This is a genomic window from Leucobacter sp. GX24907 (assembly GCF_053567335.1).
The window spans coordinates 1-26986 of the sequence record NZ_JBSGPD010000003.1 but is presented as its reverse complement, the minus strand read 5'-3'; the positions used below and the strand labels follow the sequence as shown (position 1 = coordinate 26986).

Genomic DNA, 26986 nt, shown 5'->3' with positions numbered 1-26986 from the left:
ATCCACTGTACTCGCCCATTCCCGGCTCCCGACCGCGTGAGCCCTGCGATGGCCTTCTCATGATGGCCGTTCTACGACGACCGTTCGACAACTCTGATTCAGCGCCGCGCGGTCGTCGCGCGATCACGACCAGTCAGGTCTGGGTGGGTCGCGGCATCGCTCCAGCCCGCTGCGGCGAGCAGATTGCGGATCGCGGACCCCTGCGTCTCGGCGTGCTCGAGCACCAGCAGCCCTCCGGGCCGCACCAGCGCGAGACCAACCCGCGAGATGACACGAATCAGGTCGAGACCGTCGGCACCGCTGTAGAGAGCGAGCTCCGGATCATGGTCGCGCACCTCGGGATCCCGCGGCACCATCTCTTCGGGCACGTACGGCGGGTTGGACACGAGCACGTCCACACGTCCGGCCAGTTTGAAGCCGACACGGGCGACCGGGGATGCCGCGGACCGCGAGCGCTCGCCGGAATCCCGAATGTCGGCGAGCTCCTCGACCTCCCCGGGATCCCGAACATCAGCGAGCTCTCGCGCATCACCGAGTTCCCGAACATCTCCCTGCAGCAGCACCACTCGTCCGTCACCCAGGGCGCGCACATTACGGTCCGCCCACGCGTGCGCGTCAGCGCTCTTCTCGATCGCCCAGACTCGCGCGTACGGCACTTCATCGGCAATCGCAAGGGAGATCGCACCGCTACCGGTGCACAGATCAAGCGCGATGACTTCGTCGCTGCGCTCACCGGTCGACTGACCGCCAGCGGCCACTGCGCGGAGCTCGTCGATTGCAAACTGCGCGACAGTCTCAGTCTCTGGTCGGGGTACGAATACCCCAGGGCCCACCGCAAGTTCGATGCCACGGAACGGTGCGCGCCCGGTCAAGTGCTGCAGTGGCACCCGCCTGGCCCGCTCTGAAACGAGCGTTCGCACACGGCTCACGAGATCCTCATCGACCGACGACCCCAGCATCGACAGCACGCGCACCCTCCCCCGGGAATCCCCGAGCACGTGCGCGCAGATGAGCTCCGCATCGGCCTCGGGCGCTGCGACCCCAGCTGCGTCGAGCTCGGCGCTCGCCTCGGCGATCAGTTCGCCCCAGTCCATAGTGCTCATCTTCGGCTCCGCGTCCCTAACTACTCTGCTCGTCAACGCGAAAAACGGCCCGGAGCGTGTGCTCCGGGCCGTTTCGCTCAGCCGGTGACCCGTTCGAGTCGCCCTGTTCGAATCGTTTCACTCCGAGTGGTTGCACTCCGAACCGCTCTACACCGGGCCGTTCTACTCGGAGTTGCTCTACTCGGTGTCGCTCTGCTCCGAGGTCGCCCCTTCGTCGCCGTTGGTCGCGTTGCCCGAGTTCTCGCTGTCAGCCTCGTCTTCAGCAACGGAGTTCTGGGAGACGACAAGGTCCTTGTACTCCTTGAGCGTGCCGTCGAGCACCGGAACGTCGCGCTCCACCTCATCGCCGCCGGGCGTCTGGAAGTACGCCGTGACGGATTCGCCGGGCTGCACGTCGCTGAGAGAGATCAGCACGGGCTCCTGCTCGGCGTCGACCGGGCCGAAGATGGTCGAACCGGGCTCGAGATCGAAATCGGCCGATGCTCGCGCGGATCCCTCCGCCTCGAAATTGATGGTGAGCGGTACCGCGCTCGACCCGGTGTTGACGCCGGTGAAGACGACGTTGAAGTTCTCGCCGCTCTCGTCAGCGATCAGCATGAGGTTGCGCACCTTCGCCCCTTCGACGTTCACGTCGATGCCGTCGCTCGGGGCGTAGGGCGTCAGCGTGGCCTGCGGAGCGACCAGCCCGCAACCGGTCAGGCCGAATACGAGAGCCGCGGCGATGGCGGCGGACGAGGCGATCCGAGTCTTCAAGGGTGTCCTCCGGTGAATGAGTGAATCCGCAGCGCGGCGACAGTTTGAAATCATCCTACCGTCGCCGTGTCGTCGTGCGTAACTTAGGATCGCCTAAGCTCGCTTCGACTTTATGGTAAACTGGCGGCTGGACTGATATAAGGAGCCTACTCGATGCAATTTGAGGTCGGAGAGACAGTCGTCTACCCCCACCACGGAGCCGCCAAGATCATTCAGGTCAAGAAGCGCAAGCTCGGGGGTGAGGAGAAGCTCTTCCTCACGCTGCAGGTCAACCAGGGAGATCTCACGATTGAGGTCCCCGCAGAGAACTGCGACCTCGTGGGCGTTCGCGACGTGATCGACCAGGAAGGCCTCGAGCGCGTGTTCGAGGTGCTGCGCGCTCCCTTCACCGAGGAGCCCACGAACTGGTCCCGCCGTTACAAGGCAAACCTCGAGAAGCTCGCTTCCGGTGACGTCATCAAGGTCTCGGAGGTCGTTCGCGACCTGTGGCGCCGCGATCAGGAGGTCCGCTCCCTGTCTGCCGGCGAGAAGCGGATGCTCGCGAAGGCGCGCCAGATTCTCGTGTCCGAGCTCGCGCTCGCCGAGAAGACCGATGAAGAGAAGGCCTCGGAGATGCTCGACGAGGTTCTGGCTTCCTAAGCCGCTTCCTGTCGCACTTGCACGGTGCGCTCGAGCATGCGATCCCTCAGGCTCGCTCCGCTCGCTCCGCTCGTTCTGGCACATTCGCCGTTTCCGTCGATCTGAGCCCGATGGGCTCGCGCAGAGTACGCTGGACCCATGCTCAGCTCGGCACTTTCGAACGAACAGGCCCTCACCGGCGATGCCCCGCATGCTCCGACACGGCTTGGGGTGGTGCTGGTCGCTGCCGGCCGCGGTACCAGGCTCGGCTCAGATGAGCCGAAGGCATTCGTCGAGCTGCATGGTCGCGCGATCATCGAGTTCGGCATCAGCGTAGCGACGTCGCTCCCCCGCGCCGGGCACCTTGTCGTAGTTGTTCCGGAGTCCCATGCCGGTCGCGCACTCGAGGTCATTGAGCAGGTGCTACCGGAGCGCTCCCCCTGGGAAGTCTCGGTCGTAGCTGGAGGCCGCGAACGTCACGAATCAGTGCGGTTCGGCCTCGATGCGCTCCCTGAGACCGTCGAAACCGTGCTCGTGCACGATGCCGCACGCCCCTTCGCCGGGGCCGAACTCTTCGAGCGGGTGATCTCCGAGGTCGAGCGCACCGGAGATGCCGTGATCCCGACAGTTCCCGTGGTCGACACCCTCAAGCGCGTGGACGAGAACGGTTTTGTCGAAGAGACCGTGGCACGTGATCGCCTCGTCGCAGTCCAGACCCCGCAGGGCTTCCCGCGAGAGTTGCTCGTGGCAGCCCATGCCACAGCCCAGCTGCAGCAGACGTCGACCGGTACATCACCCACTGACGACGCTGAAGTCGTGCAGCGCGCCGGCGGAACGGTGCGGGTGATCGCAGGCGAGCAGCGGGCCCACAAACTGACAGTGCCGGCTGATCTTGCGATCCTCGAGCACATTCTCACGACCAACGTGCTCGGAACCGGGTCAGCATGACCACCGTCCCCGAGATTCGGGTGGGCACCGGCTGCGATGTGCATGCCTATGACCCAGCCGCTCCGCTGCACCTCGCGGGTCTGTTCTGGCCCGGAGAGCCGGGGCTCTCCGGGCACAGCGACGGCGATGCCGTCTGCCATGCGATCGTGGACGCGCTGCTCTCCGCTGCCGGCCTCGGTGACATCGGTTCACTCGTGGGGGTCGACCAGCCGGACACCGCAGGGGCTGCAAGTACCGGTTTCGTGCTGAATGCGCTCGAGCTGCTGCGCGAGCACGGATGGGCGCCCGTCAACGTCTCCGTGCAGATCATGGGGAATCGGCCGAAGTTCGCGTCCCGTCGAGATGAGGCGCAGCGACGACTCTCTGAGCTCGTCGGTGCTCCGGTGAGCCTCGGCGCCACCACGACGGATCATCTCGGCTTCACTGGACGCGGAGAAGGCGTGGCCGCGATCGCGAATGCCCTCATCGCTCGGGCCTGAGGCCCGGGCCTGAGGGTCGACCGATCCGGAGCGCCCTTATCGCCCTCGCCGCCCGGGCCTGATGGTCGGGTCGATCCTGACCGCCCTCATCGCCCTCGCACCGTGACTCTCGCGTCACCACCTTCACGGAGGCCGAAGAAGGTCAACTTGGGATGACTTTGGTGCGTTATCCGCCGGAATAGCGCACCAAAGTCAACCGAAGTTCCGGAGCCGGGCCTCGTCATCCCCCGCAGGGCAGGGTCAGTGCTTGCCCTGGGCGGCAACCGCGGCCGCGCCGGCGGCCGCAGCCTCCGGATCCAGGTACTCACCCGCGCCCGCAGCATTGCCGTCGGCATCGATGTCGTAGACGAGCGGCATGCCGGTCGGGATGTTGAGACCAGCGATGTCTTCGTCCGAGATGCCCTCGAGGTGCTTCACGAGCGCCCGCAGCGAGTTGCCGTGAGCCGTGACGAGTACGGTCTTACCAGCGCGCAGGTCTGGCAGGATCTCGCCCTCCCAGTACGGCAGGAGGCGCTCGATGACATCCTTCAGGCACTCGGTCCGGGCGACCTCGCCGTCGATGCCTGCGTAGCGGGGGTCGTCGACCTGCGACCACTCGCTTGCGTCGTCGAGCACGGGCGGCGGGGTGTCGAACGAGCGTCGCCACTGCATGAACTGCTCTTCGCCGTACTGCTCCAGCGTTTCCGCCTTATCGAGACCCTGCAGCGCACCGTAGTGACGCTCGTTCAGACGCCATGAGCGTCGCACCGGAATCCAGAGGCGATCGGCCGAGTCGAGTGCGAGGTTCGAGGTCTGGATCGCGCGCGACAGCACGGAGGTGTGGAGCACATCCGGCAGCACCCCCTTCTCGGCGAGCAATTCGCCCGCGCGAGCCGCCTCGCGACGGCCCTTCTCAGTGAGCCGCACATCGACCCAACCGGTGAACAGGTTCTTCTCGTTCCATTCGCTCTGGCCATGGCGGAGCAGAATCAGCGTCGTCATACCTCCCAGTTTATGGGTCCGACGGCTCTGACTCAGCTCAGAGCGACAGGACGGCCCCGCTCCCGACTGAAGCGCTTGCAACTGAGTCACGGTGGCGCCGCTCAGAGGCGCTTGAGCCGAGGGATCTCGCGGGTCGCACCTGCGTCTCCGGGAACGATGACCTCCTGTGCGGCCGCGATCGCTGATCCGCCATCGTCGACGCTCACTTCGAGCTCCGCGTCCTCGGCAACGGCGCGCTTCAGCAGAGCGAGCGCGATCCCGCCCCACTCGTGGTGCAGCGCTGGGCGGGTGATGCGGCCAACCGGCCGTGATCCTTCGCCCCCTGCCTCGCCCGCGCGGAACACGAGCGCACCCGCTTCAGGCAGCTGCCCCTCAGAACCGTCGAGGTGCAGCAGCACGAGCCTGCGCGGCGGATGCCCCAGGTTGTGCACTTTCGCGACGGTCTCCTGGCCGCGGTAGCACCCCTTCGTGAGGTGCACGGCGCTGCGCAACCAGTCGAACTCGTGCGCAATGCCGCGCTCGTCGACCTCGCCGTGCTGGGTGGGTCGCCAGGCTCGCACCTCGAGGGCGTCGAGCGAGAGGAGTCCGGCTGCGCGTACGCTCCCGTTCGTAACCAGCTCCGCGATGTCTGCGAGGCGCTCGCGCGGGAAGACCAGCTGCGCTGCCTTCCATTCCGCGCCGGCATGCGGATCTCGGGCGTACTGGTGCCCGCCCGGAGCGACGGTCGACCAGTGATCCTCCCAGACCACTGCCGGCCCCAAGGCCTGCAGCGCTGCGAGCGCCGATCCATCGCCGAGAGCGAGAACGGCCGCGTATTCAGCGCTGACGTCATGCACCTCGACGCGCAGTGCAAATCGCATCCGGTTCAAGAACTCGGCAAGACCCGCCGCCGAGCCCTCATCGACGAGCAGCCAGGTTCGAGCTCCGTCGTCGACGACGCGGATCGCATGTTCAATGCGTCCATTCGCGTCGAGCAGCAGCGTCTCGGTGCTCTCACCAGCGCGCAGCCCGACGAGCTGCTGACTCGTCATGGAGTGCAGCCAGTTCAGGCGATCTTCACCTGACACCGTCACGATGCCACGGTGACTCAGATCGACGATCGCCTCGCCGCCGTCGAGAGCACGTTGCTCGGAGAGCGGTGATCCGTAGTGGGCAGCGACCCCGAGGTCACCGCTTTCAACCGCGCCTGGCAGCGCAAGCAGCGGGTTGGACGGCAGCAGGTCTGACACCACAGGGTTCGTCATGATCGAGCCTCCTCCGAAATGCGGGATCGCGCTCCCACTACCAGGGAGCCCTCTGCGAGGCAGCTCACCGCAAAGGGGCTCACTCGAGGAGGCAGGGACTACTGCTGGCCCTTGAAGAGCTTGTAGACGACCGTTCCCGAAACCCAGGCGATCGCAAGCGTCGCGAGACCGAGCAGTCCGAGAAAGAAGAGTTCGAGAGCGAGCATGGCTCTCAGTCTAGCAGCGCCTCGCACATGCGGTACGCGAGGGCCGATTCATCGCGCACTGCGGCGCGCGAGCACCGGTACTCCCCGCGCAGCGACGCGCGGCACATCCTGCCCAGAGGAACTCAGGAAATGAGCCGTCCTGCCCTCAGGAAATGAGCCGTCCTGCCCTCAGGGAATGAGCAGCCCGACGACGTCGATCGCCGCGATCACGACAACCGATCCTGCGACACTGAACGCGGTCCGGGTGATGAACCCTTCACGCTGAGCGGTGCCGAGCTGCAGAGCGAAGGTGACGAGCACACTGAAGCCGACGACGAGTGCCAGCCACGAGAAGCGCTGAGCCTCAGGGGCGAGCACGGTGACGAGAATGCCGGCGACCATTGCGACTGTCCAGGCGATGATGAGGCGCGGGAGGTGCCAGGAGTGCACATCGTTCAGGTCCGGTTCACCGGGCTCGCGCGCGTCGTTCACGCACCTCATTGTGCCATGTCGCTCACGGATGCGTTTCCCGTAAATATAGAATGGTTCGCAGCCGCCGACTGGAACGCGGGGAGGGAGCAGAATCGTGCAGCTGCTCTGCCTCACCGATCAAGACCCGTTCGACATGCTTCCGGCGCTCGATCTGCTGCCCCACAGCATGAGTTCTTCTCCGCTCGGCATTTCAATCACTCCGACTATGGCGGCTCGCTTCGACGCACTCGTCATCGACGGCACGCTCGACGCTCGGCGCGCCCGGCTCGCATGCACCAACCTGCCCGAGGACTGCGAGATTCCTCGCGTGGCGGTCTTGCCGGAGGCGGCCCTCACCGCGCTCACCGCTGAGTGGCGTGTGAACGAGCTGCTGCTGCCCGCGGCGAGCGCTGCAGAGGTCGACGCCCGCCTCCGCCTCCTCGAGCAGGCGCTGCCCGAGGCGCAGGAGTCCACCTCGGTGAGCGTCGCCGGCGTGGTCATCGACGACGCGAATTTCACGGCCCGCGTGCACGATCGCACGCTCGATCTCACCTACAAAGAATTCGAGCTCATGTACTTTCTCGCGGCCCACCCAGGGCGGGTTTTCACCCGCGATCAGCTGCTGAGCGAGGTGTGGGGAGTCGACTACTTCGGCGGCACGCGCACGGTGGACGTGCATGTTCGGCGTCTGCGTGCGAAGCTCGGAGAGTACGAGGCCCTGATCAGCACCGTGCGCGGGGTCGGATACGGGTTCGCGCGGTCGCGCGAGGAGGAGGCGGAGTCATGAGCAGCGGCGCCACAGGCAGTGTCACGAGCAGAGTGATCGCGCGTTACGGTGCGCAAGCCGGCGCCGCCGAGTCCTCGCAGTCGGACGTCGACAGCTCAGCGCGATCTGATCTTGCAGGATCAATCCCAGACGCCGCGACTTTCGCTGCGGTTCGGGCGCTCCTGCGCGCGGCCAAACGCGCGGACGGCACACCCCCGATCTCTGACCAAGCTCTCGCGGGCGCCGAGCAGGGCAAACGCGAGCTCGTGCTGTTCGCGATCGGTGGCACGGACTCGGATGGTACCGACCCGGGTGGAACCGACTCGGCCGGCACGGACGGCAACACGACCGGCACCGATCCCGACGCCGCACCGACTCTCGCCGCGGTGGGCATCGTGGGGTCCGGTGAGATCGATCTCGCAGTGCACCCGGATCTCCGCGGCCGCGGCATCGGGCGTGCGGCACTCGCCGAGATGCTGTCGGAAGCTTCGCTCCGCGGCGACAACATCGAGGTCGATGACGGCGAAGACATCGCTGACGAGGATCTCGATGACCAGGGCGACGACATCGGGTCGAGCACGCCCCGTCCGGCCTCGCACACGGAACTGCGCGCGTGGGCGCACGGCGACAATCCCGCGGCGATCGCGCTGCTGCGCGGCGCCGACTTCTGCGCGGCGCGCGAACTGCTCCGCATGACGCTCGATCCGGCGCAGTTGCCGGATCCGGCCGCTGAGCTCGTCGTCCCTGACGGGTTCTCGATCGAGAGTTACGACCGCTCCGATTCGTCGCAGGCGTCTGAGTGGGTGGCGGTGAACGCTGCGGCGTTCGCGAGTCATGCCGAGCAGGGCAAGATGACTCTCGAAGACTTCACGACGCTGACGCACGAAGACTGGTTCGACCCCGACGACCTCTTCCTCTGCTACGCCGAGCCCGGCACCGCGGTATCGCCCGAGGAGCCGCTCGCCGCGTACGCGTGGGTGAAGACGGTGCGGCAAGATCCTGACCATACTGACGCGGGCGTCGAATGCGAGCTCTACGCGATCGGCGTGCACCCCGACTACGCGGGTTTCGGCCTCGGGAAGGTGCTGCTCGGTCGCGTGCTGCGCCGTATGGCCGAGCACGCGCCGCAGCGGGTCTCGTTGTACGTCGATGGCGACAATGAGCGCGCCGTCGGGCTGTACCTCACTCGCGGTTTCACTGTGGAACAGCGAAGTGAACAGTGGGTGCGCGGTTGACTCCAATTCTGCGCTGCGCGGTGCCACGGTGCCAGAATGGGGAACATGACGCAGGAGAACCTCACGACCGATAGTGCGCAGAATCACACGCCAGACACGGGTACCTTCGCCGCGCCTGGTACGGGAGAGCTGCGCACCATTGCGTCTGACGCGAAGTCAGTGGAGCCAGACACGCTTCCACCCGATCGCTACATCGATCGTGAGCTGAGTTGGCTCGCGTTCAACCAGCGCGTGCTCGAGCTGGCGGAGGATCCGACGGTCCCGTTGCTCGAGCGCGCGAACTTCTTGGCGATCTTCGCCTCGAATCTCGACGAGTTCTTCATGGTGCGTGTCGCCGGACTGAAGCGCCGTATCGTCACCGGTCTCGCCGTTCCGACGAACGTGGGCCTCTCCCCGACCGACCTGCTCGCCGAGATCAACCGCAAGGCGTATGAACTGCAGCTGCGGCACGCCCACTGCTTCCGCGACCGGGTGCAGCCCGAGCTCGCCGACGCCGGCGTGCGCATCGTCGGCTGGGACGACCTCGATCACGCCGACCGCGTTCAGCTCACCGAGTACTACGAGAAGCACATCTACCCGGTGCTGATGCCGCTGGCTGTGGATCCGGCGCACCCCTTCCCCTACATCTCCGGTCGCGCGCTCAATCTTTCGATCCGCGTGCGCAACCCCCGCACCGACAAGGTCGAGTTCGCTCGTCTGAAGGTGCCGCAGATGATCCCGCGCTACATGCGGGTGGATCGGCGCGAGAGTGTCGATGACGTCCGGTACATCCCGCTCGAGGCCCTCATCGCGAACCAGCTCGACGGGCTCTTCCCTGGCATGGAGGTCATCGACCACCACGTGTTCCGCGTCACCCGCAATGAAGATGTGGAGATCGAAGAAGACGAGACCGAGAACCTGATCCAAGCGCTCGAGAAGGAGCTGTTGCGCCGCCGCTTCGGCCCGCCGATCCGCCTCGAGATCTCCGACGACATGGACGAGACGACGCTCGAACTTCTGGTGCGGGAATTCGATATCGACGAGCAGCAGGTCTACACCCTGCCGGCTCCGCTCGACCTCTCGGGGCTGTTCGCACTCACGGGCATCAGCCGCCCCGACCTGAAGTTCCAGCCGCACATCCCGGTGACTCACCCGCAGTTCCGCCCGACCACTCCGAACGAGAAGCCCGACATTCTCGGCGCGATCGCGCGGCATGACGTGCTGGTGCATCACCCGTACGAGTCGTTCTCGACGAGCGTGCAGGCGTTCATCGAGCAGGCGGCGACCGACCCGGCTGTGCTCGCCATCAAGCAGACTCTGTACCGCACTTCGGGCGACAGCCCCATCGTTGCATCGCTGATCAAGGCGGCTGAGGCCGGTAAGCAGGTGCTGGCGCTCGTCGAGGTGAAGGCCCGCTTCGATGAGGAGGCGAACATCACCTGGGCGCGTCAGCTCGAGAAGGCCGGCGTGCATGTCGTGTACGGGCTCGTCGGGCTCAAGACGCACTGCAAACTCGTCCACGTGATCCGCGAAGAGGCATCGGGGCTGCGTCACTACTGCCACATCGGCACGGGCAACTACAACCCGAAGACGAGTCGCATCTACGAAGACTTCGGTCTCTTCACTTCGTCGCCCGAGGTGGGCCGCGACGTCACGAAGCTGTTCAACGTGCTCTCGGGCTACGCCATTGAGACCGACTACGACCGCCTGCTGGTTGCCCCGCTGCAGTTGCGCAGCGGCCTGCTCGAGCGCATCGAGCGCGAGGCCGAGAGCGCGCGCAGTGGCAAGCCCTCCGGCATCAAGTTGAAGGCGAATTCGATGGTCGATGAGGCCATCATCGACGCCCTGTATCGCGCGAGTGAGGCGGGGGTGCCGATCGAGGTCTGGATCAGGGGCATCTGCTCGATCCGCGCCGGCGTGCCCGGCCTGTCCGAGAACATTAGAGTGCATTCGGTGCTCGGGCGCTATCTCGAGCATTCGCGCATCTACGCGTTCGAGAATGAGGGGGATCGCGAGGTCTTCATCGGCTCGGCCGATCTCATGCACCGCAACCTCGATCGACGCATCGAAGTGCTCGTGCAGTTGACGGATCGCGAGCATCTTGCACGCATCGACCGATTCTTCGACTTCGCGTTCCGCGATGACGTGTCGACCTGGCGGCTGCTGCCCGATAATCGGTGGGACCGGCATGCCACGAATGAGGCGGGAGAACCTTTGCCTGACCTGCAGGATCTCGTGATGCGCGACCGCACCGAGGCCCGAGGCCGGGGCGCTCGATGAGCCGCACGGTGCTCGCGGCCGGCACGATTCCTTGGCGTCGCACCGGTAAGGGCCGCATCAAGGTGCTGCTGATCGAGCGTCGTAAGCGGCAGGATCGCAGCTTCCCGAAGGGCAAGCTCGACTCGGGCGAGAGCATGCCCGTGGCAGCCGTGCGCGAGACGGAGGAGGAGGTCGGGCTGCGAGTCGCCCTCGGCCCGAACCTCGGCACGATTTCGTACGTGCTCGGCAATGGCGACAACAAGACGGTGCAGTACTGGGCCGCCGAGGTATCGCGCAAGACGTGGAAGGCGCACGTCTTCGAGCCCAACAAGGAGGTCGCGTCGATCGAGTGGGTACCGCTCGACGAGGTGCGCGAGACGCTCACCTACCCGGCCGACCGCGAGATCTTCGATGTGTTCAAGCGGCTCGTCGACGACAACGCGATCAAGTCGTATTCGATCACACTGCTGCGGCATGCAAAAGCGATGCCGCGCGGGCACGAGTTCCCGGAGGATCGGCTGCGCCCGCTGAGCGATAAGGGCGAGGATCAGGCCGAGACCATCGTCCCCATGCTCGAAGCCTTCGGGCCCGCACGCATCGAGACGTCGACCGCGCTCCGCTGCACCAGCACGGTCGCACCGCTCGCCGCACGGCTCGGCGTTCCGCCGCGCAAGTATGCGGGGCTCAGCCAGGATGCGTGGGACGAGGGCGAGACCTGGGAGCTCAGGCGCATCGTCACCAACACGGTTGCCGAGCAGACGAATGCGATCCTCTGCGCCCATCGCCCGGTGCTGCCCGACATTGCCCGCGAGATCGCCGCGGCGACCCGCAGCCGACCCGGCGCCTACCTGCAAGAGGCTTCCGATCTGCCTACCGCAGGCTTCTCGGTGTTCCACATAGCGAAGCAGCCCGGAATCGGGATTCTGAGCGTGGAGACGTACCCGATCAAGCACTGAGCAAGCACGCCCGAGCCGCGGTGCGGCACTGTGTCACCTGCTCGGCGGCACCTACTCTTCCGAGAGCAGCCAGGGGTGCGCACCGGCGTCGGAAGCTCCGAGGGCGTCGACGGTCTGCTGCGTTCGAGTGAACACGTCGTTGTCGAAGTCCGCGCCCTGGCAGTCGCCCTGCGGCTTGTCGGGGTTCACCGAGCACCACTTGTATGCGCCATTCTGCATGTTCGTCGCGGCGGTCCAGGCGACGTCGTTCGTGGTCCATTCGCCATCCGGCTGCTTGGCGAACTGCACGCGTGTGAGCAGGAACTCGTTGTTCACCCGCCGGTCTGCCGGCGCGCTCTCACTGATGAAGTTGCCGGTGCCGTAGAGCACCCACTTGTCGTTGTACTGCTCGATCGGCTGAATCGAATGGGAGTGGTGCTGGTACACGAAGTCGAACTCGCCGCTGTCGTGGAGCTGATGCGCGAGCTCCATCTGGCCGGGGGTCGGTTCGCTCCAGTACTCCTCACCGATGTGCTGCACGCCGATCACGAGTTCGGCGCCCTGCTCCCGCGCCTTCTTCGCCTTCTCGATGGCGCGTTCGGGGTCGACGCGGGGTTCCTCGTCACGGTAGTCCACCTGCCAGGGGAACTCCACGAAGTTGCCGTTCACGGAGAATGTCGAGGTGATGACAGCAACCTTGACGCCGTTCGCTTCGACAATGAGGGGCTCGTCGCGCTCGCCCTCTTCTCGGTAGGTACCTGTGTGCGCGATCCCCACATCATCGAGCACGTCGAGGGTGCGCACGAGGCCCTCTGTACCCGTGTCGACGCTGTGGTTCGAGGCGGTCGTGCAGACGTCGAATCCGATGGTCTTCGCCGCCTCGGCGACCTCGGGCGGGGTGCTGAAGTTCGGGTACCCGGCATAGGGGCCGCCCGCCGGGGCGAGCGGCGTCTCCATCTGGCAGATCGCCAGGTCCGAGCGATCAAGATAGGGTTTTGCGCCTTCGAGCAGCGGCACGAAATCGAAGTTGCGACCCTCGTCGTCGGTGGGAATCGCGAACGGGGTCCAGAGGCCCTCATGGAAGAGCAGGTCACCGCCGACGGCGACCGACACGCAGTGATCGGTCGGGCACTCCGGCCCCTTGCCGGGCTGCGGTTCAGGCGTCGGCTCGGGGGTCGGGGTCGGTTCGGCCTCCGGGATCGCGGTGGGCGTTGGTTCCGGATCCGGTTCCTGTGCGCAGCCAACGAATCCGGCGAGCAGCGCCAGTGTCGCACCGGCGATCGCGATCTTCTTCAATCGAGTCACAGGTGACATGCTACCCGGGAGGGGCGCGTGGCACGGGAAACCCGCGAATCCCAAAGAACCATACTTCACTACTCACCTGATTGCCCGTTCACCCAGTTCATGTTCGCGTTCACCGACTGTTCACCCATCGGCAGACGCGACGACATATTGCCCGCCTAGCGTGGTCTGTGGCGCGGCACTTCGTCCGCAGCCAGCCCCATGCAGGACAACTTGTGAAAGAACAGGATCCACTGTGAAGCTCTCCCCTCTGATGAAGACTGCCGCGATCGGCGGTCTCGCTGCCCTCGCACTCACCTCGTGCGCCGCGAACGAGTCGAGCGCGGATGCCTCGGGCGACGGTTCGTCGCTCAGCGGCGAGCTCAGCGGTGCCGGCGCCTCGTCGCAGGGCTCTGCCCAGGAGGCGTGGCAGGCCGGCTTCCAGACTGCCAACGCCGATGTGACCGTGAACTACGAGCCTTCAGGCTCCGGTGCGGGACGCGAGACGTTCCAGCAGGGTGCGAGCGCGTTCGTCGGATCGGACCGCGCGTTCAAGACCGATGAGATCGAGGCCGGCCCGTTCGAGACCTGCGCGGCCGACAGCGGCCTCGTCGAGTTCCCCGCCTACATCTCGCCGATCGCGCTGATCTTCAACATCGACGGTGTCGACTCGTTGAAGCTCGACGCCGACACCGTTGCGAAGATCTTCGCCGGTGAGATCACGAAGTGGAACGACCCGGCCATCGCCGCGCACAACGAGGGCGTCGATCTGCCCGACCAGAACATCACCGCCGTGCACCGCTCAGACGAGTCGGGCACCACCGGTAACTTCACCGCATACCTCTCGGAGGCCGCGCCCGACGCGTGGACCGAGGGTGAGATCGAGTCGTGGCCGGCCGACTTCGGCGGCGAGGGCGCACAGGGCACCTCGGGCGTTGTGAGCGCCGTTTCCAACGGCACCGGCACGATCGGCTACGCCGATGCCTCGCAGGCCGAGGGCCTCGGCACCGTCGAGATTCAGGTCGGTGACGAGTACGTCGCCTACACTCCGGAGGCCGCAGCCGCGATCGTCGATGCGTCCTCGCTCGAAGAGGGCCGCGGCGAGCACGACCTCGCTATCGCACTCGACCGCTCGACCGAAGCCGAGGGCGTCTACCCGATCGTACTCGTGAGCTACCTCATCGGCTGCGAGTCGTACGAGGACCCCGCAAGCGCCGAGCTCGTAAAGGCCTACTTCGACTACATCGTCAGCGAAGAGGGCCAGAACACGGCCGCCGAGCAGGCCGGCAGCGCACCGATCTCGGAGGAGCTGCGCGGCACCATCCAGACCGCGATCGAGGCGATCAGCTAGTCGCCTCCTCCGTCATGCCGAACGCGCGAGTCGCAGGGGCCCTTCTCCCCGGAGGGGTTCCTGCGGCTCGCTCCGATCGCGCAGAATAACGGAGTACGGCAGATGCCACGCCGCCGCCCGCCCGCACACATCCCGGAGTCTCTGTGACCACCACCTCTTCGCCGGCCAAGCCGGTGCTCAGCCTGGGCGACCGAGTGTTCTCCCGGTCCGCCGTCTTCGCGGGCAGCATGATTCTCGTGACACTCGCCGCCGTCGCGATCTTCCTCATCGTCCGCAGCCTGCCGGCATTCGTCGCCACCGACGAGAGCGCGTCGCTGCTCACCTCCAACTTCTGGTCGTACGTCGGGCCGCTCATCTTCGGCACGGTGTGGGCCGCGGTTCTCGCCCTCCTCATCGCGTTGCCGCTCGCGATCGGCATCGCCCTCTTCATCTCGCACTACGCACCCCGCAGACTCGCGCAGGTGCTCGGTTACGTCGTCGATCTGCTGGCGGCGGTTCCGAGCGTCGTGTTCGGTCTGTGGGGCATCGGCGTGCTCGCCCCGGCGGTGCGCCCGCTGTACGTGTGGCTGAACGAATACCTCGGCTGGATCCCGATCTTCGCCGGCACTCCGAGCGGTACGGGGCGCACGATCTTGACCGCCGCGCTCGTCTTGGCAGTGATGATCCTGCCCATCATGACCGCGATCTGCCGCGAGGTCTTCTTGCAGGCCCCGGCTCTGCACGAAGAGGCCGCGCTCGCGCTCGGCGCAACGCGCTGGGAGATGATTCGACTCGCGGTGCTGCCGTTCGGCCGCCCCGGTATCGTCTCCGCAGCGATGCTCGGCCTCGGCCGAGCGCTCGGTGAGACGATGGCGGTCGCGATGGTGCTCTCGGCCACGGGTCTCGTGAGCTTCAAGCTGCTCACCTCCGAGAACCCCTCGACGATCGCCGCGAACATCGCGCTCTCCTTCCCCGAGGCCTACGGCGAGAACATCAACGTGCTCATCGCGACGGGCCTCATCCTCTTCATCGTCACCCTGCTGGTCAACGCGGTCGCACGCTGGATCGTGAGCCGTCGCGCCGAATTCTCGGGAGCCAACTGATCATGGCCATCAACGTCCGACCGGCCACCGCCGGTTCCACGCTCGCCGGCAACCGCTTGCCGAATGCCACACCCTGGGTGGTGCTCGCCGCGAGCCTCGCCGCTTCCGTCGCAGTGTTCGGGCTGCTCGCCGCTGCGAACGGCAGCCCGTTCTCGGTCGTCGGTGCGGCGGTCATCGGCGCGCTGCTCTTCCTCACTGCCAACACGGGTATCTCGGCTGCGGTCGAGGGCCGTCGCCGAGCGGTCGACCGCTTCATCACCGGTCTGGTGACCGGGGCGTTCCTGCTCGCCATGGTGCCGCTCATCTCAGTGGCGATCACTGTCGTCTCGAACGGTCTCGCCCGCTTCGACGGCGAGTTCTTCAACTCGTCGATGCGGAACATCACGGGCGAGGGCGGCGGTGCGCTGCACGCGATGATCGGCACGCTGCTGATCACCCTCGCGGCCACCGTCATCTCCGTGCCGCTCGGTCTGCTCACGTCGATCTACCTCGTCGAGTACGGGCGCGGTCGACTTGCGAAAACCATCACCTTCCTCGTCGACGTGATGACCGGTATCCCTTCGATCGTTGCCGGTCTCTTCGCCTTCGCCCTCTTCGCGCTGTTCTTCGGCCCCGGAGTACGCATGGGTATTGTCGGCGCAGTCGCGCTCTCGGTCCTCATGATCCCGGTCGTGGTGCGCTCGAGCGAAGAGATGCTGCGCCTCGTCCCGAACGAACTGCGCGAGGCCTCGTACGCACTCGGGGTGCCGAAGTGGCGAACGATCCTCAAAGTGGTGATCCCGACTTCCATCGCCGGCATCACCACGGGCGTGATGCTCGCGATCGCGCGCGTCATCGGCGAGACCGCGCCGCTGCTCATCACCGCGGGATTCACCGCCTCGATGAACTACAACCTCTTCAGCGACCGCATGCAGTCGCTGCCTGTATACGTCTATACCCAGTTCATGAACCAGGGCAATCCGGCCCACGCATTCGTCGATCGCGCGTGGGCTGCGGCCCTCGTCCTGATCCTGATCGTGATGGCCCTCAACCTGCTGGCCCGTCTCATCGCCCGCTGGTTCTCACCGAAGACCGGCCGCTAACCCGCTGCAACGCAGCCCCACAGATTTCACCCACCACGAAGGAAGCACAGCATGTCGAAGCGCATCGAGATCACCGACCTCAACGTCTACTACTCGAAGTTCCTCGCCGTCGAGGGCGTCTCGATGAGCATCGAACCGCGCAGCGTCACGGCGTTCATCGGCCCATCAGGTTGCGGCAAGTCGACCTTCTTGCGCACGCTCAACCGCATGCACGAGGCGATTCCGGGGGCCCGCGTCGAGGGCGAGGTGCTGCTCGACGGCGAAGATCTCTACGGGCCCGGCGTGGATCCAGTACTCGTGCGCCGTCAGGTCGGCATGGTGTTCCAGCGGCCGAACCCGTTCCCGACCATGTCGATTCGCGAGAACGTGCTCGCCGGGGTGCGGCTCAACAACCGCAAGATCTCGAAGAGCGACGCCGACGATTTGCTCGAGAGCTCCCTGCGCGGCGCGAACCTCTGGAATGAGGTGAAGGATCGCCTCGACCGTCCCGGTTCGGGCCTCTCCGGCGGCCAGCAGCAGCGTCTCTGCATCGCCCGCGCGATCGCGGTGCAGCCTGAGGTTCTGCTGATGGATGAGCCGTGCTCGGCACTCGATCCGATCTCGACGCTCGCGATCGAAGACCTCATCGACGAGCTGAAGCAGGAGTACACGATCGTCATCGTGACGCACAACATGCAACAGGCGTCCCGCGTGTCGGATCGCACGGCCTTCTTCAACATCGCCGGCACCGGCAAGCCCGGCAAGCTCATCGAATACGACGACACCCGGAAGATCTTCTCGACGCCGACCGTGCAGGCGACCGAGGATTACGTCTCCGGCCGCTTCGGCTAAGGGCTGCTGCGGGCGACCTGCTGCGGGCGACCTGCTGCGGGTCTCAACGCCGCGGGCAGGTCTGTCTCAGGGCAGGTCTGCCGCGAGTCGCGCGCGCCCTCTCTCCCCGGTGTTCGCGGAGGGCGGCATGCATCGGTGCGCGCCGAGTGGAAGAATGGGAGTCATGCCTGAACCCGCGCTCACTCCCGCGGAGGTCGCCGAGCTGCGATCCGCCTTCCCCTACTTCTCGTCCGCTCCGCTGAACGGTGAACGCCCCCCTGCGTACCTCGACGCCGCGGCGACTTCGCAGCGTCCCTCGCGGGTGCTCGATGCCGAACGGCACTTCCTCGAGACCGCGAATGCCGCCGTGCATCGCGGCACGAGTCAGGCGGTCGGCCTCGCGACGCAGGGGTTCGAAGACGCGCGCGCCGCGGTCGCGAAGTTCGTCGGCGCGCAGTCTCCCGAGCAGATCGTCTGGGCTGAGAACGCGACGGATGCGCTCAATATCGTGGCGCTGGGCTTCGGCGAGGCGAATGCCGGGCTCGGGGTCGATGGCTCCGACCGCTTCCTTCTCGGGCCGGGTGATGAGATCCTCGTCACCGAGGCGGAGCACCACGCGAATCTCGTGCCGTGGCAGCGACTCGCGCAGAAGACCGGTGCCGCACTGCGGTGGATTCCGGTGCGCGATGACGGCACGTGGACGCTCGACGACGCCCGCGCCGCCCTCAATGAGCGCACGAAGGTCTTCGCGTTCGCGCATGTGTCGAACGTGACCGGATATCTGGCACCCGTGGCCGAGCTCGCGGAGCTCGCCCGCTCGGTCGGCGCGCTCACCGTGCTCGACGCCTGCCAGTCGGTGCCGCATCTCTCTGTCGACTTCGCCGAGCTCGGCGTCGACTTCGCCGCGTTCTCGGGGCACAAGATGCTCGGACCGAACGGTATCGGCGTGCTCTACGGTCGCCCCGAGCTGCTCGCGGCACTGCCGCCGGCGCGCACCGGCGGTTCGATGATCACGCGCGTGACGATGGAGAGCGCCGACTTCATGCCTCCGCCCATGCGGTTCGAGGCCGGCACGCAGCCGGTGTCTCAGGCGGTCGGGCTGGGGGCCGCGGTCGAGTTCATGAGCGAGGTCGGGATCGATCGTGCTGCGGCTCGCGAGCATGGGCTCGTCGAACGCATGGTGGCCGGCATCGCTGAGACTCCCGGTCTGCGTTTGCTGGGGCCGACTGACACTGCGCAGCGTGTGGCGCTCGCTGCGGTCTCGGTCGAGGGGTTGCACGCGCACGACGTCGGTCAATTCTTGGACGGTGAGGGCGTGCTGGTGCGCGTCGGACACCACTGCGCCCAGCCGCTGCACCGCGCCTTCGGCATCGCTTCGAGCACGCGGGCGAGCGTGCATCTCACAACGACCGAAGACGAGGTCGACCGGTTCATCGACGCCCTGCGCGGCGCCCAGCGTTACTTCGGAGTGGAGGTGGCCCGATGAGCGCACTCGACGGCCTGTACCAGGAGCTGATCCTCGATCATTCGAAGCGACCCATCGGTCGAGGCGAGCTGACCGCGTCCGCCGACGCCCTGACCGCGTCGCACCACGAGTACAACCCGAGCTGCGGCGACGAGATCGACGTGAGCATCGCGGTGGATCCGGCGACCGGCGAGGTCTCGCAACTCGCGTGGAACGGGCAGGGGTGCTCGATCTCGATGGCCTCCGCATCGGTGCTGTCGCAGATGGTGCGCGACGAGGGGCTGACGATGGAAGACGCGCAGGTGAGGATCAACGCGTTCCGCGAGATGATCCAGTCACGTGGCGAGTCCGAGCCTGACGAGGACCTCCTGGGTGACGCCGTCGCGTTCCAGGGCGTTGCGAAGTTCGTGATGCGGGTGAAGTGCGCGATGCTCGCGTGGGTGGCACTCGAAGCCGATCTGCGCCAGGTCGAGGCGCAGCGGTAAGTATCTGGCCCGAGCCCGGATGCCGGTTGGCATCTGCGTGTCGGGGGCAGCGCCTGCGCCTGCGCCTGCGCCTGCAAGTGCACCTGCATCGGGGCAGCACCTGCATGTCAGGCCAACATGTAGATATGGGATCAGCACGTAGATATGCCGAATGCGCGATTTCCGGCATATCTACGTGCTGATCCCATACCTAGGCGCTTCAGCAGGACTGTCTCGCCGAGCCCCGCAGCCTTCAGCAGCTGGCAATTCTCGCCGCTCAGCCGTTTTCGGCCATGCGCGCCTCGCGCTCCTCGGCGTGGAAGTCCCACGGATCCTGAGGCAGTACCTCGCCGGTCTCAAGCAGGGTCTTGAGATTTGCGAGCACCGCGGGCCAGCCGAGTGAGATGCTCTGCAGGTCGTCGAGGCTCGCGAGCAGCGTGTGGGTGACGGTCAGCTTGACGATGTCGTGCCCCTGCTCGATGTCGAACGCGACGACGCTCGCTTCGACCGTCGGGTCGTCGTAACTCTTCGGATCCCCGAAGCCGAACACGAGGCGATGCGGCCGGTCGGTCTCCATCACGCGGCCCGATACATCGGCGATGCCGGAGCCGTCGATGCGCACATGATCGACCCTGCTGCCGACCTGCCAGTCGGAGGTCTGCGCGTGGCCCCAGAACCTGGAGGTGAGGTCGGCGCTCGTGAGCGCGTCCCAGACCTGCTCTGGCGTGGCCCGGATGTATGTGACGTAGACGTAGTCGGGAACGCGCCCGGCGGTCGATTCGAACATGGACTGCTCCTCGGCTCGGTGTTTTATGTCGTCGAGGGCCGCGAGCTGCGGCTCCTCGAACTTCCAGATCCAGCGACGCTGAATCTCATGGATCGGCACCGCGTTCAGGTAGTGCAGCTTTCGCCGTCCGTCGCGCAGTGACGTCACGAGTCCGGCCGCCTCCAGTACATCGATGTGCTGACTGACTGACTGGCGGCGCATCTGCAGGCCGCCGCAGAGCTCCGCCAGCGTCAGGCCGGAGCGCTCGTGCAGCATGTCGAGGAGCCGGCGCCGACCGGGGTCGGCGAGCGCCTTGAACACTGCATTCGGATCCATGTCGTAATTATGCAGGCATATACCTGCATATAGCAAGCGATTCTGCCTCACAACGTGCACTTGGGCTCAGTTCATCGGGATCCGGCTGCTGCGCTGTGGAAAAGCACTTGCGGCGATCGCGCACAGCGCAGGATCGGAGCATGACCTCCCGAACCCCGCACCGCTCCTCGGCACGAACGGCCGACGACCGCCGAATCGTGCGGTGCGCGAGTTCGGCGGACTTCCTCGCCGCGCTCCCCCAACTCACGGGCTTCACAGCAGATGACAGCGTCTTCGTCGTACTGTTCACCGGCAAGCGCGCCGAGAACGCAATGCGCTTCGACCTGCCTGCAGACGACGATCCACGGGAAACCCTCGCTCTGCTCGACGTGATGAGCGACCTCGTCGGCCGAACTGCGACGAGCCTTGGCGACACTTCGCCCGCCGTCGTCATCACTTCCTCCCGTTCATTCGCAGAGTGCGGCGGCGCCCCCTCACGGGCATTCGCTCGACAGCTCAAACGCCGCCTGGCCCGGGAGGGCCTCCGGCTGCGGGAGCTGTGCTGCGTCGGATCGGATGCATGGGTGAGCCTGCTCGATCCACGGGCTCCTCGTCTCGGGCGCCCACTCTCGGAGATCCGAGACAGTCCGGTCTCGCTCGAGGCAGCGGTGCACGGCCGTCCCACTCCCGACCTCACCGAGCTCGGCCGCCTCCCCGAACCCGATCCTGCGGTCACTCGCGACGTGAGCGCGCTGCTCGACCGCCTCGCACTTCCGGGCCCCGCTGCCCCTCTCCCCCAATCGGGGCCCGGAACACCCTCTGATACCACCAGAACTATCGGCGCGGAAACCGGGACCATCGGCGCGGAGACCAAGTCAGGAATCCGGGAGATGTTCCCGGGAGTCGAGTCGTCGACCGACATCGAGGCCATGTCGCGCATTCTGGACACGGCGCTGCTCGCCGAGGATCTTGTGGCACAAACGGGAGCCTCCGACCAGCTGCCGGGTCCCGAAACCGACGATGAGGCCGTGCCATCGCAAGTGCTCGCAGAGTTCATCGTGACCGCACAAGATCACCAACGCTGGGCGATGATCGCGCTCGCACTGGTGACTCGTCCCTGGTTCCTCTGCAACCTCGCGGCGGAGTTCGGCCCGGCGTCGTTCTTCTTCCTTCCCATCGAGATGAGCTGCGATCCGCCACCCAGCCCGGGCGGCTCGGAGCGGCCGACGCGCCTCTCCGTGTCCGACCTCATCGGGAACCTTCCGTCCGACGCGAGAGCGCGCGAACGGCTCAAAGCCGTGTTGCCGGCATTGAGCCTCGCCTGCGCCTCCGCCCCTGAGCGCTACCGTGCTCCACTGTTGACGCTGCGGGCTTGGGCCTGGTGGATGCGCGGCCTGCACTCGATCGCCTCGGCAGACCTCGACCGCGCACACGAAGACGATCCCGACTCGAACCTCGTGTCGATGATGCGCCAGATCGTCGACACGCGAATCGCATCCCGAGTCCGCGAAGGAGCCGTCGCACCAATCCCAGGCATTCTCTAAGCAAACTGGTGCGCCACGCCCTATCCGGAGTGGCGCCTATGGGGTAGGCTCGTCTATGAAAGACGAGTACCGCCGAACGTTTGGACACCCAGCACGTTTCACCGCCGCGCATCGCGCGGCATCGCTACCAGTCTCCACGTCGGCGCCGTCGCCGTGGTACCCGAAGATGATCGTTACCGCGGTCGCAACATGTAAGGAAATGCAGATGGCCACCGGCACTGTGAAATGGTTCAACTCCGAAAAGGGCTACGGCTTCATCGCTCCCGATGACGGCTCCGCCGATGTCTTCGCGCACTTCAGCGCGATCGAGGGCAATGGACGCCGCGACCTGTTCGAAGAGCAGAAGGTCGAGTTCGACACGGAGCAGGGCCAGAAGGGCCTGCAGGCGAGCAACATCCGCGCGCTGTAAGTCGTCAGGGAGCCTGCTCACGCAGGGCGTTCCTTGAACGGGGTCGGACGGGTTTTCCCGTCCGACCCCGTTTCTCATTTCAGCGAATGCCCTCTCGCACGCTCTAGGCTCGATTGCATGGAGTTCTCACTCATGCGGCATGGGCAGACCGACTGGAATCTGCACGGGCTGCTGCAGGGACGCACCGATATTCCATTGAACGACACCGGAAGGGCGCAGGCACAGGCCGCGGCCGAACGATTCCGTGACGCGGGCACGAACTGGGATCTCATCGTCTCGTCACCGCTGCAGCGCGCGGAAGAGACCGCCACCATCGTGGCTGAACTCCTCGGCATTCCCTTCGGCGGAACCCGCCCGGGGCTCGTCGAGCAGCACTTCGGCGAAGCCGAGGGGCTGCCAGCCATCGAGATTCCGAAGCGGTGGCCCGACCGCAACTTCCCCGGCGGCGAACTCGACACCGAGGTGGGAGAGCGTGGCCTCCTGGAGCTGCAGCGCCTCGCCGACGACTACCCCGAGATCCGCGTGCTCGCGGTCGGTCACGGGGCGCTGATCCATCGCGTACTGAGTCACGCCTCAGGCGAGGCCTACGACCGACTCCCCCGCATCGACAACACCTCGCTATCGACCCTGCGCCGTGTGCATCCGGCCTGGGAGGTACTCACGATCAGCGACATGCCGTTCGCAGAGGCGATCCAGCTCGGGCGCGCCCGCCGCATGTAGTTTTGCCGCTCGTGCACTGTCAAGAAGAACCGTCAGTCGCGTTCCTCGAGCATGCCCCGGATCCCGAACAACATGATCGCGATGAGCATCAGCATGCCGAGCCCCACAATGATGAAGCCCGGGAAGCCGAAGTAGAACGACGCGAAGCCGAGGTAGATGACCATGAGTGCGTTGGCGACGCGCAGCATGAGCTTCTCGCCGAGTTCGTAGAGTCGTTGCGCGTTCCGGGGCGTCACCGGCACCGGGTAGCGCGCGTGCTCAGGGCTTGTCGACGACCAGACCGTGAGGCCGATCAGCCCGACGAATACTGCGATGAGGATGAAGAGCGTCCAACGGGGTCCGTACAGGTCGGGTTCGCTGCTCAGGGTGAGGTGGATCGGGATCTCGGCCGGCAGTTGGAAGAAGAGCCACACAAGCGCCGCCGTGACAGCCGCCGCGCCGACGAGCGCGCGGGTGCGGCTGCGACGGGCGCCGGCGGTTGTAAGGTAGCTTCGCTCGGGTCGACTGCTCGGCTCGGTCACGGATTCCTCTCCTCCCGCACTGCCATTCGGGTGGCGCGGATCAGCACCAGCCTAGCGAGCCGCACCCTTTTGGCCTCTTTGCCTCACCCATCGAAAGGATCACCATGGCTTCGTCGAAGATCATCCGCGTGAGTGCCGTCGTGATGCGCGATGCCGAGGGGCGCGTGCTCAATGTGCGCAAGCGCGGCACGAACATGCTCATGCTGCCGGGCGGGAAGCCGGAGCCCGGAGAGGACGCGGCGGCGACCGCACTCCGGGAGTTCTCGGAAGAGCTCGGGGTCGACCTCTCCCCCGCCGAGTTGCGCCCGCTCGGCGAGTTCAGCGCGCCCGCTGCGAACGAGCCCGGCTGGCTGGTGGTCGCGTCGGTGTTCGAACATCCGTGGGTGCCCGCCATCGCGGGTGTTGAGCCCCAGGCCGAGATTGCGGTACTTGAGTGGGTGGACCCGACGGTTGCGCGCGACGACATGGCCCCGCTCAACACAGAGCATGTGTTCCCGAGGTTGCTGAGCGCCGACGATGCCGGGCGCATTACCTCCGATGCCACAGACGCATCGGACGATGCGGCCACACCATCGCAGTCGCGTTAAGCTTCGGCTGTGCTCCGTTCCGATTCTTCCGACTCCTCCGGGCGTCGGCCACGCTGGTCACGTGTGCGGTTGCCTGACCGACTCTGGTGGCGCATTCCGCAGCTCCTGATCGGGCTCGCAATTGCCGGTACCGGGCTCGGCCTCATGGTGATCGCCGCAATCGGTGTGGCGCCGTGGGACGTGCTTTCGCTCGGTCTGCTGAACTACATTCCGGTGTCGTTCGGCACGATGACGGTGATGATGAGCGGCATCGTGTTGCTGTTCTGGATCCCACTACGCGAAAAACCCGGGCTCGGTACCGTGCTCAACGCTCTGCTCATCGGGCCATTCGCCGATGTGGCGCTCACTTTGCTGCCGGAACCGCATGCATTGTGGTTGCGCGCGGTGTACTTCACGATCGGGCTCTGCTTCTTCGCGATCGGCAGCGGCATGTATCTCGGAGTCGGCTTCGGCGCGGGCCCGCGCGATGGACTCATGACCGGTCTGCACCGTAAGTTCGGGCTGCCGATCTGGGTGGCACGCACCGGAGTCGAGGTCAGCGTAGTGACGATCGGCTGGCTGCTCGGCGGCATCGTGGGCGTCGGCACGCTGCTATTCGCACTGCTCATTGGCCCGATGTGTCAGTTCACGATTCGGGTATTCACGATTCCCCCGCGACCTAAGCGGTAACGTCATGCTTCGCCGCGGCCAGGCCCTCACCCTGGTCGTGTCTGCACGGTCATTCAGCCGTCGCTGACGTGGTCAACGCACCTCTATTTTTATGGCTAAGATGGAGGGGTTGCCGAAGCAGAGTTTCCCACTCGTGAGAAGCCGCCGAAGGAACAGCGGGCTGTGGCGCAGCTTGGTAGCGCACTTGACTGGGGGTCAAGTGGGTTAGCGACTGTTTCAGCCTGAGAAGTGAACAACGGGATGTGGCGCAGCTTGGTAGCGCACCTGACTGGGGGTCAGGGGGTCGCAGGTTCAAATCCTGTCATCCCGACAGAAAAGCCCTGGTGAGACGGTAAATCTCACCGGGGCTTCGTCGTTCCCGCGGAGGGTTTATGTAAGCCTCGGTCGTTCCGGAGTTCTCGTGCGGGAGTAAGCCCGATGAGCCTGCTTATGACGAGCCGGGACCAAACCGGGACCAATCGGCGTGATTCGCCTTCCCGTCATCGACTGAGCGAAGGACTACGCGAGTTCCGCGCCGATCGTTCGGCGCCCTTGGTATTTTGACCGCTGAGGAATGCGTTGGCCTGCGCTGCGGCGTCGGCGAGGTGTCGGGTATCGGGGTGCAGATACCCTCGCGTGGTTTCCAGCGACTTGTGTCCGAGGATGCCTTGGAGCACGTGCAGCGGGATGCCCGCGTCGGCGAGCCAGGTCGCTCCGGTGTGCCGAAGGCCGTGCCGGGTGAGGTTCGGCAGCCCGAGCTGGGAGACCAGCGCATCCCACTTCGTGGCATCGCGAACGGTCGCTGTTGTGAGGACACCCCCGCGTGGCCCGGTGAGGAGTCGCTCCTCCGGTGCGCGATCAGATGTAAGGCGTTGGAGGACGGGCTCGAGGTGTTGCAGGATCGGGACGTGTCGAATCTCGCGCCCCTTGGTCTGCTTCGTGACGAGCCCGCCGGAGCCGGGAAAGGTTTGGCGTCGGATCGTTACGATACGCTGATCCCAATCCACGTCGCCGACCTGGAGCCCCGCGATTTCGGATCCTCGGGAAGCGAGTAACGCGCAAAGCATGACGAAGTCCGAATAGCTCTGGTGGACCTTGCCGCAAGCATCTGCCAAGGAGTTGAGCGTCGAAAGATCCTTGAGAGCGTGCACTCGCGGGGACGAGTCGTTCTCGACGACGGTGAGTGCGGTTTTGCCGAGGCTGCGGCGCGAACGCTGGCGAGCAGGGTTGCTCGGGATGACGTCGTCGCGGACTGCTTCGTCGAGCACGCGCACGAGCGGTGCGATCGTGTTCTTGATCGTCGAGGCGGAGCAGTGTTTCTCCCATTCATCGATCGTGCGATCGATCATGCCTGCCGTGATCTGCGAGATCGGGAGATGCCCCAGAGATGGCAGCACGCGCAGGCGGAGCCCGACTTTGTATCCGTCAACCGTGGAGGTGGGATCCAGCCCACGCATCCAACGGTCGCCGATAAAGGTCACGTACTCCGACAGCGAGATACGACGGTCGAGCCCGATCTTGGCAGAGGCCTGCAGACTCTGAAAGAACTCCTCGGCGGCTTCTTCGTCGGGAACGACGAGCGCACGAACCATCCTCTTCTTCGTCTCCGGGTCTGTCCATCTTGCCCGGGCGCGGATACCGGATCGGCGGTACTCGAGATCGGTGGCGACCTTCACCCCGATCGGCGGAATGGGCGACGGGCCGCTGTCAGCGCCGCTCATTGCTCAGAGACTCCAGCCAGGTTTCGACTGCGTCGAGCCGATACCGGGTGATGCCGCCCAGCTTGAGGAAGGGAGGCCCTTTCTCGTCTGCGCGCCACCGCGACAGCGTTGACTCCGACACCTTCAGGAGCGCCGCGACGGGTCTGGTGCAGGAACAGGTGACAGTTCTAATCAGGCCGCGAGGGCCAGGTCGTTGTTCATGATGGTCTCGAACTCGATCGGCGTCAACCGGCCCAGACGGGCCTGGCGACGCCTGCGATGGTA

The 26986-nt window shown here is 65.8% G+C and carries 28 protein-coding genes and 2 tRNA genes; 20 read left to right on the top strand and 10 right to left on the bottom strand.

All coding sequences use genetic code 11. The features are described 5' to 3' along the window. Positions 1 to 98: 98 nt before the first annotated feature. Both prmC and ACUYV6_RS05185 read right to left on the bottom strand, forming a co-directional pair. Positions 99 to 1103, bottom strand: coding sequence for a peptide chain release factor N(5)-glutamine methyltransferase (prmC, locus tag ACUYV6_RS05190; protein WP_449277594.1), 1005 nt, complete (start codon positions 1101 to 1103; stop codon positions 99 to 101). 177 nt (positions 1104 to 1280) lie between these two features. Continuing rightward, positions 1281 to 1856 (bottom strand): DNA modification methylase, encoded by a 576-nt coding sequence (locus ACUYV6_RS05185; RefSeq protein WP_449277593.1) that lies wholly within the window; start codon positions 1854 to 1856, stop codon positions 1281 to 1283. 153 nt (positions 1857 to 2009) lie between these two features. Between ACUYV6_RS05185 and ACUYV6_RS05180 the strand changes: the two genes are divergently transcribed. The 3 genes from ACUYV6_RS05180 to ispF all read left to right on the top strand — a co-directional run bounded on the left by ACUYV6_RS05180 (position 2010) and on the right by ispF (position 3901). Further along, on the top strand, positions 2010 to 2495 hold the full coding sequence (locus ACUYV6_RS05180) for a CarD family transcriptional regulator (protein WP_449277592.1): 486 nt from the start codon (positions 2010 to 2012) through the stop codon (positions 2493 to 2495). A 138-nt stretch (positions 2496 to 2633) separates the two neighbouring features. After that, positions 2634 to 3422, top strand: a complete 789-nt coding sequence (gene ispD, locus ACUYV6_RS05175) for a 2-C-methyl-D-erythritol 4-phosphate cytidylyltransferase (protein ID WP_449277591.1) — start codon at positions 2634 to 2636, stop codon at positions 3420 to 3422. Beyond that, positions 3419 to 3901 carry a 2-C-methyl-D-erythritol 2,4-cyclodiphosphate synthase gene (gene ispF, locus ACUYV6_RS05170; protein WP_449277590.1) on the top strand — a complete coding sequence of 161 codons (483 nt, stop codon included), beginning with the start codon at positions 3419 to 3421 and terminating at the stop codon, positions 3899 to 3901. The genes ispD and ispF overlap by 4 nt, the downstream gene beginning before the upstream one ends. A gap of 240 nt (positions 3902 to 4141) precedes the next feature. Here the strand turns inward: ispF and ACUYV6_RS05165 are convergent, their stop codons facing one another. The 3 genes from ACUYV6_RS05165 to ACUYV6_RS05155 form a co-directional block, all read right to left on the bottom strand. After that, positions 4142 to 4882 (bottom strand): phosphoglyceromutase, encoded by a 741-nt coding sequence (locus tag ACUYV6_RS05165; protein ID WP_449277589.1) that lies wholly within the window; start codon positions 4880 to 4882, stop codon positions 4142 to 4144. A 101-nt stretch (positions 4883 to 4983) separates the two neighbouring features. Then, the gene (ygfZ, locus tag ACUYV6_RS05160; protein WP_449277588.1) at positions 4984 to 6126 is read right to left on the bottom strand and encodes a CAF17-like 4Fe-4S cluster assembly/insertion protein YgfZ; all 1143 of its coding nucleotides are present in this window, start codon (positions 6124 to 6126) and stop codon (positions 4984 to 4986) included. Between the two features lie 374 nt (positions 6127 to 6500). Further along, positions 6501 to 6803: a hypothetical protein gene (locus ACUYV6_RS05155; RefSeq protein WP_449277587.1), complete on the bottom strand. Its 303-nt coding sequence runs from the start codon at positions 6801 to 6803 to the stop codon at positions 6501 to 6503. A gap of 94 nt (positions 6804 to 6897) precedes the next feature. Here ACUYV6_RS05155 and ACUYV6_RS05150 point away from each other — a divergent pair, with 94 nt between their 5' ends. From ACUYV6_RS05150 to ACUYV6_RS05135, 4 genes are read left to right on the top strand one after another with little or no spacing between them, the layout of a single operon-like run. After that, positions 6898 to 7569 carry a winged helix-turn-helix domain-containing protein gene (locus ACUYV6_RS05150; protein WP_449277586.1) on the top strand — a complete coding sequence of 224 codons (672 nt, stop codon included), beginning with the start codon at positions 6898 to 6900 and terminating at the stop codon, positions 7567 to 7569. After that, on the top strand, positions 7566 to 8783 hold the full coding sequence (locus ACUYV6_RS05145; RefSeq protein WP_449277585.1) for a GNAT family N-acetyltransferase: 1218 nt from the start codon (positions 7566 to 7568) through the stop codon (positions 8781 to 8783). The genes ACUYV6_RS05150 and ACUYV6_RS05145 overlap by 4 nt, the downstream gene beginning before the upstream one ends. A gap of 45 nt (positions 8784 to 8828) precedes the next feature. After that, positions 8829 to 11042: an RNA degradosome polyphosphate kinase gene (locus tag ACUYV6_RS05140; RefSeq protein ID WP_449277584.1), complete on the top strand. Its 2214-nt coding sequence runs from the start codon at positions 8829 to 8831 to the stop codon at positions 11040 to 11042. Further along, a complete protein-coding gene (locus tag ACUYV6_RS05135; RefSeq protein WP_449277583.1) occupies positions 11039 to 11977 on the top strand; it encodes an NUDIX hydrolase in 939 nt (312 codons plus the stop codon). The genes ACUYV6_RS05140 and ACUYV6_RS05135 overlap by 4 nt, the downstream gene beginning before the upstream one ends. A 51-nt stretch (positions 11978 to 12028) precedes the next feature. Here the strand turns inward: ACUYV6_RS05135 and ACUYV6_RS05130 are convergent, their stop codons facing one another. Further along, positions 12029 to 13261 carry a CapA family protein gene (locus ACUYV6_RS05130; RefSeq protein ID WP_449277582.1) on the bottom strand — a complete coding sequence of 411 codons (1233 nt, stop codon included), beginning with the start codon at positions 13259 to 13261 and terminating at the stop codon, positions 12029 to 12031. A 232-nt stretch (positions 13262 to 13493) separates the two neighbouring features. Here ACUYV6_RS05130 and pstS point away from each other — a divergent pair, with 232 nt between their 5' ends. From pstS to sufU, 6 genes are all read left to right on the top strand, one after another. Continuing rightward, complete coding sequence (gene pstS, locus ACUYV6_RS05125) at positions 13494 to 14588, top strand: phosphate ABC transporter substrate-binding protein PstS (protein WP_449277581.1); 1095 nt, start codon at positions 13494 to 13496, stop codon at positions 14586 to 14588. Between the two features lie 143 nt (positions 14589 to 14731). Then, positions 14732 to 15670: a phosphate ABC transporter permease subunit PstC gene (gene pstC, locus ACUYV6_RS05120; protein WP_449277580.1), complete on the top strand. Its 939-nt coding sequence runs from the start codon at positions 14732 to 14734 to the stop codon at positions 15668 to 15670. A gap of 2 nt (positions 15671 to 15672) precedes the next feature. Continuing rightward, on the top strand, positions 15673 to 16752 hold the full coding sequence (gene pstA / locus ACUYV6_RS05115) for a phosphate ABC transporter permease PstA (RefSeq protein ID WP_449277579.1): 1080 nt from the start codon (positions 15673 to 15675) through the stop codon (positions 16750 to 16752). Positions 16753 to 16803: 51 nt separating this feature from the next. After that, positions 16804 to 17583 (top strand): phosphate ABC transporter ATP-binding protein PstB, encoded by a 780-nt coding sequence (gene pstB / locus ACUYV6_RS05110; RefSeq protein WP_449277578.1) that lies wholly within the window; start codon positions 16804 to 16806, stop codon positions 17581 to 17583. 163 nt (positions 17584 to 17746) lie between these two features. Further along, positions 17747 to 19048 carry an aminotransferase class V-fold PLP-dependent enzyme gene (locus ACUYV6_RS05105; RefSeq protein WP_449277577.1) on the top strand — a complete coding sequence of 434 codons (1302 nt, stop codon included), beginning with the start codon at positions 17747 to 17749 and terminating at the stop codon, positions 19046 to 19048. After that, positions 19045 to 19512, top strand: coding sequence for a Fe-S cluster assembly sulfur transfer protein SufU (sufU, locus tag ACUYV6_RS05100; RefSeq protein WP_449277576.1), 468 nt, complete (start codon positions 19045 to 19047; stop codon positions 19510 to 19512). The genes ACUYV6_RS05105 and sufU overlap by 4 nt, the downstream gene beginning before the upstream one ends. Before the next feature lie 256 nt (positions 19513 to 19768). On the opposite strand, the gene ACUYV6_RS05095 is transcribed toward sufU, so the two are convergent. Beyond that, entirely contained in the window at positions 19769 to 20593 is an 825-nt protein-coding gene (locus tag ACUYV6_RS05095; protein ID WP_449277575.1) for an ArsR/SmtB family transcription factor, read from the bottom strand. Between the two features lie 140 nt (positions 20594 to 20733). Here ACUYV6_RS05095 and ACUYV6_RS05090 point away from each other — a divergent pair, with 140 nt between their 5' ends. The 3 genes from ACUYV6_RS05090 (at position 20734) to ACUYV6_RS05080 (ending at position 23245) form a co-directional block, all read left to right on the top strand. Then, positions 20734 to 22116 (top strand): DUF4192 family protein, encoded by a 1383-nt coding sequence (locus tag ACUYV6_RS05090; RefSeq protein ID WP_449277574.1) that lies wholly within the window; start codon positions 20734 to 20736, stop codon positions 22114 to 22116. Between the two features lie 205 nt (positions 22117 to 22321). Beyond that, positions 22322 to 22525: a cold-shock protein gene (locus ACUYV6_RS05085; protein ID WP_449277573.1), complete on the top strand. Its 204-nt coding sequence runs from the start codon at positions 22322 to 22324 to the stop codon at positions 22523 to 22525. A 117-nt stretch (positions 22526 to 22642) separates the two neighbouring features. After that, positions 22643 to 23245: a histidine phosphatase family protein gene (locus tag ACUYV6_RS05080; protein WP_449277572.1), complete on the top strand. Its 603-nt coding sequence runs from the start codon at positions 22643 to 22645 to the stop codon at positions 23243 to 23245. Between the two features lie 32 nt (positions 23246 to 23277). On the opposite strand, the gene ACUYV6_RS05075 is transcribed toward ACUYV6_RS05080, so the two are convergent. Further along, positions 23278 to 23766, bottom strand: a complete 489-nt coding sequence (locus ACUYV6_RS05075; protein ID WP_449277571.1) for a DUF1648 domain-containing protein — start codon at positions 23764 to 23766, stop codon at positions 23278 to 23280. A gap of 104 nt (positions 23767 to 23870) precedes the next feature. Here ACUYV6_RS05075 and ACUYV6_RS05070 point away from each other — a divergent pair, with 104 nt between their 5' ends. The 4 genes from ACUYV6_RS05070 to ACUYV6_RS05055 all read left to right on the top strand — a co-directional run bounded on the left by ACUYV6_RS05070 (position 23871) and on the right by ACUYV6_RS05055 (position 25332). Then, positions 23871 to 24353, top strand: coding sequence for an NUDIX hydrolase (locus ACUYV6_RS05070; protein WP_449277570.1), 483 nt, complete (start codon positions 23871 to 23873; stop codon positions 24351 to 24353). A 9-nt stretch (positions 24354 to 24362) separates the two neighbouring features. Further along, positions 24363 to 25022, top strand: a complete 660-nt coding sequence (gene yczE, locus ACUYV6_RS05065; protein ID WP_449277569.1) for a membrane protein YczE — start codon at positions 24363 to 24365, stop codon at positions 25020 to 25022. Between the two features lie 156 nt (positions 25023 to 25178). Continuing rightward, positions 25179 to 25247 (top strand) — tRNA-Pro (locus tag ACUYV6_RS05060). 11 nt (positions 25248 to 25258) lie between these two features. Then, a tRNA-Pro gene (locus tag ACUYV6_RS05055) sits at positions 25259 to 25332 on the top strand. 169 nt (positions 25333 to 25501) lie between these two features. Here ACUYV6_RS05055 and ACUYV6_RS05050 read toward each other — a convergent pair. Then, complete coding sequence (locus tag ACUYV6_RS05050) at positions 25502 to 26722, bottom strand: tyrosine-type recombinase/integrase (RefSeq protein WP_029608026.1); 1221 nt, start codon at positions 26720 to 26722, stop codon at positions 25502 to 25504. Next, positions 26709 to 26849 (bottom strand): helix-turn-helix transcriptional regulator, encoded by a 141-nt coding sequence (locus ACUYV6_RS05045; protein WP_449277912.1) that lies wholly within the window; start codon positions 26847 to 26849, stop codon positions 26709 to 26711. Before ACUYV6_RS05045 ends, ACUYV6_RS05050 begins: the two co-directional genes overlap by 14 nt. Positions 26850 to 26986 lie beyond the last annotated feature (137 nt).